The sequence below is a fragment of the Peribacillus sp. B2I2 genome (genome assembly GCF_041261685.1).
GTDB lineage: Bacteria > Bacillota > Bacilli > Bacillales > DSM-1321 > Peribacillus.
The window spans coordinates 1,920,314-1,932,902 of the sequence record NZ_JBGCCB010000001.1 but is presented as its reverse complement, the minus strand read 5'-3'; the positions used below and the strand labels follow the sequence as shown (position 1 = coordinate 1,932,902).

Annotated in this window: 12 protein-coding genes and 1 pseudogene; 1 reads left to right on the top strand and 12 read right to left on the bottom strand. The window is 38.0% G+C overall.

Annotated elements, in window-relative coordinates; translation table 11 throughout:
• Positions 1–11: 11 nt before the first annotated feature.
• The 10 genes and pseudogenes from ABIE66_RS09715 to ABIE66_RS09670 form a co-directional block, all read right to left on the bottom strand.
• The gene (locus ABIE66_RS09715; RefSeq protein ID WP_370014544.1) at positions 12–1,274 is read right to left on the bottom strand and encodes an MFS transporter; all 1,263 of its coding nucleotides are present in this window, start codon (positions 1,272–1,274) and stop codon (positions 12–14) included.
• A gap of 401 nt (positions 1,275–1,675) precedes the next feature.
• Entirely contained in the window at positions 1,676–1,912 is a 237-nt protein-coding gene (locus ABIE66_RS09710; RefSeq protein ID WP_370014543.1) for a chromate transporter, read from the bottom strand.
• Positions 1,913–2,069: 157 nt separating this feature from the next.
• Positions 2,070–3,686, bottom strand: coding sequence for a gamma-glutamyltransferase (gene ggt, locus ABIE66_RS09705; protein ID WP_370014542.1), 1,617 nt, complete (start codon positions 3,684–3,686; stop codon positions 2,070–2,072).
• A 242-nt stretch (positions 3,687–3,928) separates the two neighbouring features.
• A pseudogene (locus ABIE66_RS09700) lies at positions 3,929–4,376 on the bottom strand (Lrp/AsnC family transcriptional regulator).
• 18 nt (positions 4,377–4,394) lie between these two features.
• Positions 4,395–4,523, bottom strand: coding sequence for a hypothetical protein (locus tag ABIE66_RS09695; RefSeq protein ID WP_289335752.1), 129 nt, complete (start codon positions 4,521–4,523; stop codon positions 4,395–4,397).
• Positions 4,524–4,637: 114 nt separating this feature from the next.
• Positions 4,638–4,928: a SunI/YnzG family protein gene (locus tag ABIE66_RS09690; protein ID WP_370014541.1), complete on the bottom strand. Its 291-nt coding sequence runs from the start codon at positions 4,926–4,928 to the stop codon at positions 4,638–4,640.
• Between the two features lie 154 nt (positions 4,929–5,082).
• Positions 5,083–6,711 carry a ribosomal protection-like ABC-F family protein gene (gene abc-f / locus ABIE66_RS09685; protein WP_370014540.1) on the bottom strand — a complete coding sequence of 543 codons (1,629 nt, stop codon included), beginning with the start codon at positions 6,709–6,711 and terminating at the stop codon, positions 5,083–5,085.
• A gap of 429 nt (positions 6,712–7,140) precedes the next feature.
• A complete protein-coding gene (locus ABIE66_RS09680) occupies positions 7,141–8,010 on the bottom strand; it encodes a cation diffusion facilitator family transporter (RefSeq protein WP_289324544.1) in 870 nt (289 codons plus the stop codon).
• A gap of 293 nt (positions 8,011–8,303) precedes the next feature.
• The gene (locus ABIE66_RS09675) at positions 8,304–8,855 is read right to left on the bottom strand and encodes a dihydrofolate reductase family protein (protein ID WP_370014539.1); all 552 of its coding nucleotides are present in this window, start codon (positions 8,853–8,855) and stop codon (positions 8,304–8,306) included.
• 84 nt (positions 8,856–8,939) lie between these two features.
• Positions 8,940–9,716 carry a nucleotidyltransferase domain-containing protein gene (locus tag ABIE66_RS09670; RefSeq protein ID WP_370014538.1) on the bottom strand — a complete coding sequence of 259 codons (777 nt, stop codon included), beginning with the start codon at positions 9,714–9,716 and terminating at the stop codon, positions 8,940–8,942.
• 350 nt (positions 9,717–10,066) lie between these two features.
• Between ABIE66_RS09670 and ABIE66_RS09665 the strand changes: the two genes are divergently transcribed.
• A complete protein-coding gene (locus tag ABIE66_RS09665) occupies positions 10,067–10,393 on the top strand; it encodes an antibiotic biosynthesis monooxygenase family protein (protein WP_289324541.1) in 327 nt (108 codons plus the stop codon).
• Between the two features lie 586 nt (positions 10,394–10,979).
• Here ABIE66_RS09665 and ABIE66_RS09660 read toward each other — a convergent pair.
• Together ABIE66_RS09660 and ABIE66_RS09655 are read right to left on the bottom strand one after the other, a co-directional pair.
• Complete coding sequence (locus tag ABIE66_RS09660) at positions 10,980–11,549, bottom strand: GNAT family N-acetyltransferase (RefSeq protein WP_370014537.1); 570 nt, start codon at positions 11,547–11,549, stop codon at positions 10,980–10,982.
• Between the two features lie 169 nt (positions 11,550–11,718).
• Complete coding sequence (locus ABIE66_RS09655; protein ID WP_370014536.1) at positions 11,719–12,450, bottom strand: class I SAM-dependent methyltransferase; 732 nt, start codon at positions 12,448–12,450, stop codon at positions 11,719–11,721.
• Positions 12,451–12,589 lie beyond the last annotated feature (139 nt).

Sequence of the window (12,589 nt, the reverse complement as noted above, 5' to 3'; positions counted from 1 at the left end):
CTTTTAATTTTCTATAAATTTACAACTTTAGAAGATGATGATATATTTTTAACGGGTTTATCAGGTTTAGTAAAAATGCTGAAAATAAGACTGGCAATTAATAATAAAGTGGCAGTCATTATAACAGAGTAATTAAATCCGGTCTTAATGTTATCGCCTGCAGATTGGACAACAAAACCTGTTACAGCTGGGCCAATAATTCCTGACAAGTTTGCAAGCCCTAGCAAAACACCCGACATTAATCCTCTTCGTTCAGGAAGTAAGTGATTCACAATCTGGGGTGCAAGTGGGAACATACCATTTACAAACGCCATTCCCAAAAATAAGGCAATAATTGCTCCAAATTCATTTTGGATTAATGTTGTAGAGTAAAAACATACAGCTGCTAATATTAGAGATGGTCCAGCAACAAGCACACGGGATTTTCGAAGATTTTTTGTCTTTTTAAGTAACCGATCTGAGATAAATGAGATAAGTATACCACCAATAGCAGAACCAAGACCTATGAACATAACTGCATAGCCCATCTGTGTTTGTGTTAAATGCACAATTTTAACAAGATAGGTCGGCATCCATATAAACGACCATGTGAGAATCCAGTAAGCCATGAATAGAGCAAGGCAAGTAAAGATAAAAGTTGAAGATAGAAAAAGTGGATATATCTCTGACCATTTTACTTTTTCGGAAACTATGGTAGATTCACTTTTCACTATATTTCTCTCATCTTTCCCTTTAAAAGTTAATAGCCACAGAACTGCCCAAACCAGGCTTAATACTCCTAAAAAAACCATTACCATTCGCCAACCATAAATTCCAATCATGTAAATAAGAATAGGGACCATAAATTTAGCGAGCATGCTTCCTGTATTCATAATGGAAATCGCAAGGCCTCGCTGTTCAGGAACAAAATGTTTGCTTATATGGCTAATAGCAGTTGCATGAAACGGTCCTTCAATAGCACCTAGAAGGACACGACACATAACTAGCATTGGCAACCCATAAATTGTCAATGCTCCAAACTGTACTATTGACAAACCAATAGCCATGAAAACGAGCATTTTACCCGTTCCAATTCGATCTGACAATGCAGCTCCAACTATAGACATTATTGAAAAGAACCAAAAGAAGCTGCTTCCAACTATACCCCATTGACCATAGTTTAGATCCAAATCTTCCATAATAGGAATAGCTGCGTACCCGATAATCGCCTTATCTGTAAAGTTAATCAAGTAAAGAACAGACAAAAAAGCTATAACAACCCATTTTAATTTCATAACAGTAAACACATCCTTTTTTGATAATAAAATGATATTGGTTCAATACATGAGACAACTTAGATAAGGAAGCACAATAGACTTTATTAATTTTAATTAAGATCAATACGGCTGGATTTTTTATCATAATTTAAAAATGAAAGCGCTTTAATTTTTGAGAATTATGAATATAAAGTGTAATACTCATCTGTGATTTTAGTAGTAGGGTTTAAGAACATACCCTATTGTGTAATCTGTAGAGCCTATAAATAGAGACTCTACAGATTACACTACAAATTGATAGCACCGTATATGAGTGAAGCAAATACTACTAATCCAGGGTGTACTTTCACTTTTTTTCTTTAATAAATAACTGCCTATTCCTATTTGAAAGTAAGATTAATAGAATGATTGAAATGCCATCATTCCAAGAAGCACCGCAATTGTCGGTTTAACATAAGCGTCATGAGTTTAACTTGCGGATAAGTTCCAAATTTATACAGAAGAACCATTAGAGTTAGCATGTGTATGAGAGACGGAGCAACTGTTGCAAATACTGCTGCCAGGAATGAGCCAAAGTATCCACCTTCTTGAAATCCGATGTAGATTTCCATCTTTGTTGCGATTGGACCAGGTAACGTATATTCAATCCCTAACACTTCGCCAAATTCCTCATTGTCATCTATTTAAACGCTCTACTACCTCTTCTTGAACGAGAGGAATCGTTGTAGGTCCCCCACTATATCCAAGCATGCTGCTGCGAAAAACGCGTCAAAAATGTCTAGTTGTTTATTGAAATTAATCCTTTACTGTGGATTACCAACTGGCAATTGCCCCATCTGTCCTTGATTCTGTGCCACCAATCAGTACACCTGTTTCAGGATTTCGCCATATAATTTGACCCCGTCCAAACGAACCTGAGTCTACCGCCACTTTAATATCATGGCCTTTTCGTACTAATTCTTCTGCAATGTGGGATGGGAATGTTTTTTCTACTTCAACTGTTTTTTCATTCTTCCACTGCCATCTTGGTGCATCTAAAGCAGCTTGAGGATGTAAGTGAAAATCTATTGTATTCATAATGACTTGAACATGCCCTTGCGGCTGCATATATCCTCCCATTACACCGAATGGTCCAACAGGTTGATTATCCTTCGTTAAAAATCCTGGAATAATCGTATGGTATGTTTTCTTACCGCCCTTAAGGCAGTTATAATGAGTAGGATCAAGGCTGAAATCATGTCCTCGGTTTTGTAAGGCAATTCCTGTTCCGGGTACTACAACCGCAGAACCGAAGCCCATGTAATTACTTTGGATAAAAGATACCATGTTGCCCTCTCCGTCTGCTGTTGCAAGGTACACTGTTCCTCCACGTGGCGGTACACCTGGAGCTGGCATGCATGCTTCACTTCCAATCTGTGCTTGACGCTGCTGGCCATACGAAGTACTTAATAGCTCTTCTGCAGTTACACCCATATGCTTAGGGTCTGTAATGTATTGCTTTCCGCAAGTATAAGCAAGTTTCATTGCTTCGATTTGTTTGTGGTATGTATTTGTTTCTTCTTTTGCTGTAAAATCAAATCCTTTTAGTATGTTTAGTGCCATAAGAGCTACGATACCTTGTCCATTTGGTGGGATTTCCCAAACATCATAGCCGCGATAGTTTACTTTAATGGGATCAACCCACTCTGGTTTAAAGTTTCCTAAATCATCTTTTGTTAAATAGCCCCCGTAAGTTGCAGAAGCTGCTGCAATTTTTTCTGCAAGTGCCCCTTTGTAAAAGCTTTCTCCGTTTGTTCTTGCGATTTCTTCTAGAGTGTCAGCGTGGTCAAGAGACGACCATATTTCTCCGACTTCAGGTGCTCGTTCCTTAGGAGCAAAGGTCTCAAACCAAGCTTCGAACTCTGCTCCTGTACATTCCTGTTTATATTGTTCAAATGCCTTTTTCCAAAAGCGGCCTAGCGTAGGTGAAATAGGAAAGCCGTTTGCAGCATATTCAATTGCTGGCTTCATAACTTCTAAAAGCGGTAGTCTGCCAAAACGTTTTGATAATTCTACCCAAGCTGCCGGAGCACCTGGTACAGTTACCGGCAGCCAGCCGTACTTTGGCATACTTTCGTGTCCATTTTCTTTTACCTTCTCTATAGAGATATTCATAGGTGCTGGACCGCTTGCATTTAGTCCGTGTAATTGTCCTTTAGTCCAAACAAGCGCAAAAGCGTCCCCCCCAATTCCGTTTGAGGTAGGCTCTACTACTGTCAAACAAGCAGCTGTTGCAATGGCTGCATCAATCGCATTACCGCCTTTTTTCAAAATATCTAACCCTGCTTGTGCAGCTAAAGGCTGAGACGTAGCGACCATTCCATTCCTGGCATATACTACATTTCGTTGTGATGTGTAAGGTGAATAATGTGGATCTAACTGTAAAGCCATTATAATACCCCTCCCTTTAAACGTAATATCACTCATTACCAAGTAAAAAATAACAAAACGAACGAAAAAAATGTTTTTTCTAACGTTTGTTAATTAAAATGCAATTTTTCATTAACAATTGCACGATTTCAAAATAACTATATACTATTTTCCGGAAAAACAAAACATATTTTTACAAAAGTTTTTAATTTTCAATAAAATCACTTAAAAAAAATAAACTCCCCGATTATAAGAGGAGTTTATTATAGTTTTAATCCTGATCTGCTTTTGAAACGACGTAGTAAAATATGACTTTCCACTCGAGAAATACCTTCTATCCCGTATAGTTCATTATTGATAAAGAATTCCAAGGAAGAAAAGTCCTCAACTAAAACGTGCATATGTAAAGTACTAGGTCCTGTCATTTGGTAACAGCTTGCAACACTTGGATTTTTAGCTAGTTTTTCTGCAACTTTCACTAAGTCTGCAGGTTCGCAATCCACTTCAAAAAAGGCCGATACTTTTTTACCTACAGCTTCAGCGTTGACAACAGCGCTGATTTTTTCAATAACACCCTTTTCCATTAGTTGCTGCACACGATCACGTGCAACATTGCGTGATAGATTTAGTTCTTTTCCTATATCCGAATACGAAGTTCGACCATTTTGCATTAATATCTCTAAGATTTTTATCAGTATCGTTAATTTCCATCTGCTTCACACACCTTGCCTAGTGATCGGGATTCCTAAGACAAGCATCTTGAATCGGTATCCCTTTTTCTGTAATCATGTACCTTAAATCATTATTATCTTTTGCAACCTCTACCCGAATGCCATAATGGTGCAGACTATTTGCCAATAGATGCCCCACCCTTTTAATATATCGTATACACTTTTAAATCTGTCTACTAATTATATCTTCCTTATTTAACAGCTTTTAAGCTTTAGTGTAAACTATAAATCTATCGTTTACTTAATAGTAACAGAACGAGATCGTCGTACTTTCATTAATAAATGATGTTAATCTGTTCTTAAGCGACACGGCATTCGAAGTGAACAATATATATTTCTCTTCAGTTGTTTTGATCATGATTCTGTCCGTGGCAGGATACGGAGAACCGATTCTAATCGCACTCTTCCCTTCTCCCCCGTACGTATCATCATTAGTTATTGCTAAGATGTCCGAGAAGGGAATTGTCACCTTGGAAAACTGCCATTTAATGATCAAATTTTCATTTATTTTTTCAATTCGAATTCCAATCAAAATAAGTACCTCCTTAAAGTGTCTGGTTAATTTTAACATTCCTTAACTGTTTTTTCACCTTCATGTTTTGAGGAACCAAATTCTTTACTTACTATAGCTTTTTATCCATTAAAAGGCCCTTCTCGAATGAGAAGGGCCTTTTAATGGATTGCATTTAACCTTCAAGCTCCTTTTTCTTTTTCAAGAGTTGTAGGAATTCCCTATCCAATTCCTCTTTTTCCTCTTCATTCATAACGCTGGACAGTTTTCCAAGTGTCTCGATGATTTGCACTTCAATCATAAGAAATTCAGCCTGTTTATCTTGATGACCTTCCTTGCCAGTATTCAAATTTGTTGATTCTTGATTTACAGCCCTTACTCTCGGAGTTTCATCTTCAAATGAAAGTGCATGTGTTGCAAGTGATTGAATCAATGAACGATCATGAGTCACAAAAATGATGGTTCCTGGATATGCTTTTAACACTTCGGTTAAAGCCTCTTTAGTATGAATATCCAAGTAGTTTGTTGGTTCATCCAAAACCAGTACATTATAGTTTCCCAAAAAAACTTTTGCTAGTGAAGCCCTGACTCTTTCCCCACCGCTTAAGACTGTTACTTGTTTGTGAACGTCATTTCCTTTAAAAGCTAATCGTGATAATACTGTGCGAATAAAGGCTTGATTGTAGGGACTATCCTCCAAAACATTTTCAAGTACCGTTTTACTTTCATTCAAATTTTCTTGTTGTTGTGCAAAAAAACCTACCTTTGCTGGCTTCGCGACATATAAATCTGCATGTCTTTCCACTATCTTTTTCAGCAATGTGGTTTTTCCTGAACCATTTTGACCATTGATGGCGAGTCTGCATGCTAGGGGTACATCTCCATAAATATGTTGTTTCAACATTCTAGATCCGACGCTCAGGGAACAGCCATTAAATCGAATGACCCTTTTGCTGTGCAGAGATGGAAATTCTGAAATATCAAAGATGATGGGGGTATCTTCCTTAGGTTTTTCTTTTTTTGCTAACTTATCGATTCGAGTTTCAATCGCTTCAGCAGAACGGTTCAATTTCGCCTTCTGTTTTCCAGAGCTGCGTTTATGGAGCCTTGCTTCTGAATTGCCCATTCGTTTAGGGGCTTTCCTGATTGAATCAGATTTGGCTTGGAGGTTTTGTGCAGCCTGTTTCAACCTATTCTTTTCACGAGTATACTCTTCATATTCCTTATTTTCCTTTTCTGTTTTTGCTTGCTTTTGTGAGGTATATGCTTCGTAATTCCCTTCATATACAGTAACCTTGCCTTTCTCAACTTCCCATATTGTCGTACACAGATGATTTAAAAATGATTTATCATGTGAAGTAAGCAATATAGCGCCATTAAATGACTTTAAATCCTTTTCCAATTGTTCAATTCCGAATACATCTAAATGGCTGGTAGGTTCATCCGCGATCAATACATCCGCATTGGAAGTCAACGCGGCGGCAATTTTTCTTCGAGTACGTTCGCCGCCACTTACCATTTCTTGATTCTCATTGGGCAGTTTCCATATACTCGTTAACTCCCCGCTTAATTCTAGTTCAGTTTCTTCTATCTGTGGGATGTAACTGACTGTCCCATAGCTCTCTATATAACCGGAATCAGGTTCCTTAACGCCTGCCAAAATAGAAAGCAGGGTCGTTTTACCTTCTCCATTTTTACCAACCAAGCCAATACGATCATGACTGTATAGATGAAGTGAATCAACGGAAATAACTTCACGGTTCCCGTAGTTTTTCTTTAAATCATTAGCTTTTAAAAATAACATGAAAAATCCCCCTCTATTTTTCTAGAGAGGGATCGCCTGTTACTAAATTCATATACATAAACCAAATATACCTCTCCGATTTCGATAACGGAAAAAGTATTTGTATATGAATTAGTACCTATAAATGAACAGACGAATCCCATCTCTAAACATAATCATTAAAATCTCACAAGGTATCTAAAAAGAATCTTGTTCAAATGAAAAAGTGCTCACTTTACTCACCAATATCAGGAGAGCTAACAAGCGTACTTCCATTGAACATCCTAACCGTTTACACCCAGTGAAATAGATTTAGATTTACTGTTTATTAGATAAGATTACTGCTTCATTGTATGAGGTACCTTTTCCTTCCAATGTAATGAATTAATGATTGCATAGTATCATATGTTTGTAAAGCTTGATTGATGCCCGTTTTCCTTAAAGTTCATGTTAATTGGGCTCTACATGGACATGAACATCGTAAACTCCATGATCTTTCATCATCACTTTTTCTACATGGGTCGCTATATCATGAGCTTCTTTAATATCTAACGTAGAATTGACAAGGATGACAACATCAATCACTTCATTATTCCCGTAATTTCTCCCTTTAATTTCTTTTATCCCCTTGACCCCATCCACATTTGTAATTACATCCTTATAAAGATGAATTTTATTTTCATCGAATCCGTCAGAAAGTTCATGAGAGGCTTGACTGAATATATCCCAAGCTGTTTTGCATATTAATAATCCAACAATGATTGCAGTCAGGGAATCCAGCCAAGGCATGTCTAATTGGGAGCCGAAAATCCCTATAGCTGTTCCGATACTTACCCAAGCATCGGAAATATTATCTTTTGAAGCTGCCATAACGGCTTTACTATTAATTTTGAGAGCAAGTTTTTTATTATATCGGTATACAAAATACATGACTATTGCAGATAAAACGCCTACATACCCTGCAATAATGTCAGGTGATTCCTTTCCACCTTTAAGCATGGAAGCAACTGCATCTATTAAAACTTGTACACCAACGGCAAACATAATAAATGAAGCTACCATTGAAGCAATCGTTTCACTTTTCCAATGACCATAACCATGATCTTTATCCGGGGGTCTTTGAGCTAGCCTTAAACCGATCAATACAGCAATCGATGCGATAATATCAGTGGTATTGTTCAAACCATCCGCTTTTAAAGCGGCTGAGTCGCTTATGTATCCTATAGCCAGTTTCATGATAGATAGACAAATATAAGCAATTATACTAATGATTGCACCACGTTCGCCTAATTTGAGGTCATTATACTTCTGTTCTTCCATTCAACTTCCCCCCACAATTAAGTACATGAATATAATATCAACTTAAAAATGGGTGGGTCTATAGCAACCTTTTTGTATCGTTTTATATAAGTAAGTGATAGATAACTATGTTGCACACGGCAAACTATCTGAAAAGTGTAATCTTTATGGAACTTTTATTAAGAAAAGCCCTTGAGATGCTAAATATCCCCTCCGAATGAAGATTTGTTGCATTAAAAAAGGGGCTGCTCCAACGCCCCCCACTACTGCAGTAAAACACCCCTGAATTGGGAGATGAAGTTTTACCCATATGCCTAAGTATAAATAATATTATATGTGGGTTTAATCACTCCGTTTGGATATTGTTTCATTTCAACTAAATCTAATTTTAGACTCGGCTTAACGCTGCCGAAAAGAGGGATGCCTTCACCGATTATGACTGGATTCACTTTCAACACCAATTGATCAATGAGTTTATGTTTTAATAACGTTCCAGCCAGTTCTCCGCCTCCGCAAAGCCATAGCTTTCCGTCAGCTTGCTGCTTGAGGTTTTCAATAAACGCCAAGGCGTTTCCTTTGATAAGTTCTACCTCCTCATTCGATTCAAACTGAAGGGAGCTCGAGAATATATAATGTTTCAAACCCTTATAGCCTGGTTCACCCGGTTTAGCTCCGAATTGAAATCCAAATTCATATGTTTTACTTCCCATCAACACCGCTTCATAATGCTGGATATCAGATAAAAAGTCTGGGACATGATCTCCTTCAAATAAGAAAAAAGAATGATTGATATCCCCTTCCAACATTGCTTGATCGGCAATGAAATTGTCCAGTGAAACGGCTACATGATATACCAATTCTGCCACTTAGTCATCCCTCCAAAAGTGATTACACTAATGTTATTTCCTGAGCTCCAAATGTACGATGTCCCTTAACCTTTAGCAAAAGTATCAGATAGCCATATCCATTATTCGTTTGATATGGTCTTCATTTGCTTCGACACCCACTTGTGTGCAAAGGTATTTATTAAGTCTAAGGAATTCTGGGATCATATCTCTTAACGTTTTCATGATTTCATTTGTATTACGGCCACAATCCCAACCTTCCAAAAGGGATAATTGCTTTTCATCTAATTTACTTCTTTCACCTTCGATTTTCGTCCATACTCCATAGGGTCCATCTACGTGTTCTTCCATTTCCATATACCAACCAGACACAATCAACCATCGTATCCTATCAAGATTGGATAGTGCATGAAATATTTCTTCCCTCATAATAGCTCGGTAGGTTTCGTGGACAAATGCAAGCAGCTTTCCTCTCCAATGGTCAACTTCATCCGGTGAGGGTTTATACACTTGCTTAGCTGATTCCTTAATAACATGGCTCATAATATTTAGGGGATCATAAAGGACTTCAACCTCTTTTAACCAAATGGAAGGTACCATTTCCTCAGGTGAGTGATACCAGCTATCCACTTTCACAAAGGACTCATAATGAGAGACAACGTACGGTGATGAAGGATTGTAGTCTTCGTGAAATGAAACATATCCCCAGTTATTGGCTCTATTCCTTTTTTCCTTTAAAAAACCTGCTTTCCGTTCTGGTATAACAATGGTGTGCAAATCGATATCAGAGTAATTATCATAGTTTCCTTTTGCTAGTGAACCGGCTAGGTAAATAGCCAAAACATCTGGATCTGCCGATAAATCTTTTAATGCATTTCCCAAAAGAATATCGCGATGTTTCGGTAAAAATGCATCCCTTTCTATATGTTTACTGACGAATCCCGCACAAGAAAACCATCTCCTTTTTTTGTAAAACCTTCAAATTAATATATTCGTGAATCAGAAAAAAATCCCTTCTTCCTATGACCTGCAGATTAGTGAACATTCTGTCTTGTGCTAGTTTCTTGGCTGAAAGCCACGCCCACCATCACCTTCATTGACTGTCTGAAAATGGTTACTTTCCGGGAATGGCTTTTCATATTACAATCAGCTTTAACAGGAGACAGACCCTCCCCATGTTCTTCCGGATGTGTTATTATTTTGAATATTAAGTTAGAAGGAGGCATCATTTCATGTTTTTTGCAAATACCCCTGAACCGCCCTATTACGCTTGTATTTTCACTTCTGAAAGAAGCGATACGGATGACACAAGTTACAATTCAACCGCTGATTTCATGGATGAACTTGCCGCTCAACAAGATGGATATTTAGGAGTCGAAAGTGTAAGAGATCAAAACGGGTTAGGAATTACCGTATCCTATTGGAAGTCCCTGGATGCCATAAAGCTTTGGAAAGAAAATGCTGCTCACAAAAAGGCACAAGAAAAAGGCATGAAAGATTGGTACTCGTCATACTCAACCCGAATTTGTAAGGTTGAAAGAGATTATACCAGCAAATAGGGAGACTGAAATTTATGAATTTTCAGCTATAAAAAAGACCGCTTTTACTTTTTTGAGGGTTTGTAAATTTGAACGTTGATTTCCATTCCAGGCACTCGCTTTCCGCGGGCGGTCCGGGAGCCTCCTCGGCGCTCTTTGCGCCTGTGGGGTCTCCCTTGGACGCGCTTTTCCCGCAGGAGTCTCGTACCTTCCATTCCAATCAACTAGAATTTTTTTACATTAGGCTGTTCATCCCGAACCATGTTTAAGACTAGTTTCCATTATGGATTTTTACTGTTTTATGAAACACTTATTAGATTGAAGAAATTTACGACACTCCTGGAGAGTAACTGGCAGACACCAAAGACGCCTGCGGTTAGGTGGCTTGGCATACAGTCGGCCGAAAGGGAGCTGATTTCTGAAAATAACCGGAACGTTTTTTAAACTGAAGTCAAACTCGCTTTCCATTGAGTTTGTCTTCAGCCTGAGACCGCTAAAATCCCCTTAAAAAAAGTGGTAATCATTCCCTCCGTAAAATCGTGAAAGGGTTTCGGGATGAATGCATTCCGAAACCCACTTTGTCGACAAAATGTGACCGCGCACTTAGTTAGCGGTCTTCACAATGCATGATGCCGTTAAGATCTTCTTTTATGAGTGAATACATATATAAATCATCGAATTTGCCACAAGTATATTCATAATGCCTAAGCAAACCTTCTCTTCTAAAGCCTTGTTTTTCGACTAGTTTTTGGGATGGGCTATTAGCAGGTTCAATTAAAGCTTCAATCCTTTCTAGTTGAAAGTGACGATAACCATACATAACAACGGCTTCCAATGCCTCACTAGCAATGCCTTTTCGCCAATGATCTTTACTTAATTCATATCCAATTTCAGCTCGATGATGTTTCGAGACCATATTCAGAAAACCGCAGCTTCCTATGACCTTACCGGAATCTTTTAATGTAATTCCCCATCTAATTCCCGTACCTTCTTTGAATATAGATTCGTACCACTTAATTTCATCCCATACGTCATTTACTGTTTGGCATGGATCTAACCCCATTGGCTTCACTACATCCGTATCAGATAGATATTTAAACATATCACCCGCGTCTTCAATCGTTACTTCCCTTAAAATCAATCGTCGTGTTTCAATAAGCGGAAATACATTCCCCATCCTATTTCCCTCCTCCAAAGTCCTTTTTTCCATATTTTACTGTTTTAATCATTACCTAATTAACACCGGTAATCAACGCTTTATTGCTTAGAGAATAAATGTAATAACTAAAAGGCGTCCCTACTTTCGTAGAAACGCCTTACTTGTTTCAATCATTTAAAGAATCCATTTACTTCACTGCTGAAATCATTAGAAACATCGGCCTTCGATTTTCATCTTTCATTTCAGGAACACTTCTTAGCATTTCATCAGAAGGCATCGGTTCCTTTACTGCACTAATGCTGAAACCAGCACCAATCAAGTCATTTATATAAGTTGAAATCGTACGATGATACTTTACAACGTTTTCAGTTAAAAAGGTTGTTTCACGTACACCTTCGGATTGATAGTTGTCAACTGGCCAATGCAGATGATTTCCTTGTTTATCTACATACCATGCTTGCTCGTTTCGAGAAGTAAAGATTGGATGTTCAACCGAGAAAACAAAAGTGCCTCCAGGCTTTAGACAATAATAGACCTTCTTGCAGATTGCCTCATACGACTCAATGTAATGAAAAGCCAACGAACTTATGACCACATCAAATTCAGAGTCGGAAAAATCGATGTCTTCAATTGGCATCTTAATATACGAAATGAAACGGTCATCCGTTTTTTCACGAGCTCTTTGAAGCATATTGTCCGAAATATCCACACCAATCACGGAACTAGCTTGTTGCTCACGGGCAAATCGGCAATGCCATCCGAAACCGCAGCCCAAATCAAGTACACTCTTATTGCGCAGATTTGGCATTAGTTCTTTTAATACATGCCATTCTCCCGCAGCTTCAAGTCCTTTGATTGATCGTGGCATTTGCTCATACGCAGAAAAGAAATTTGTATCATCATATTTGTTTTGTTTCATTATTCATACATCTCCTATAAATCAAGATAGCCTCCTAAGATTAAAACCACATCTATTTCAGGAGGCTACCTATCTCCTTCTTACCATTTCTTTCACCTCGTTATCTTGATGAATCACTGTCCTTATAGTAGCACATCGC

Coding starts and splice junctions, on each gene's coding strand:
- abc-f (WP_370014540.1), bottom strand. CDS start 6,711: ATGTTATTTTTAAAAGCTAATGATTTAAAGAAAAACTACGGGAACCGT.
- ABIE66_RS09665 (WP_289324541.1), top strand. CDS start 10,067: ATGTTTTTTGCAAATACCCCTGAACCGCCCTATTACGCTTGTATTTTC.
- ABIE66_RS09655 (WP_370014536.1), bottom strand. CDS start 12,450: ATGAAACAAAACAAATATGATGATACAAATTTCTTTTCTGCGTATGAG.
- ABIE66_RS09715 (WP_370014544.1), bottom strand. CDS start 1,274: ATGAAATTAAAATGGGTTGTTATAGCTTTTTTGTCTGTTCTTTACTTG.
- ggt (WP_370014542.1), bottom strand. CDS start 3,686: ATGGCTTTACAGTTAGATCCACATTATTCACCTTACACATCACAACGA.
- ABIE66_RS09660 (WP_370014537.1), bottom strand. CDS start 11,549: ATGGGGAATGTATTTCCGCTTATTGAAACACGACGATTGATTTTAAGG.
- ABIE66_RS09680 (WP_289324544.1), bottom strand. CDS start 8,010: ATGGAAGAACAGAAGTATAATGACCTCAAATTAGGCGAACGTGGTGCA.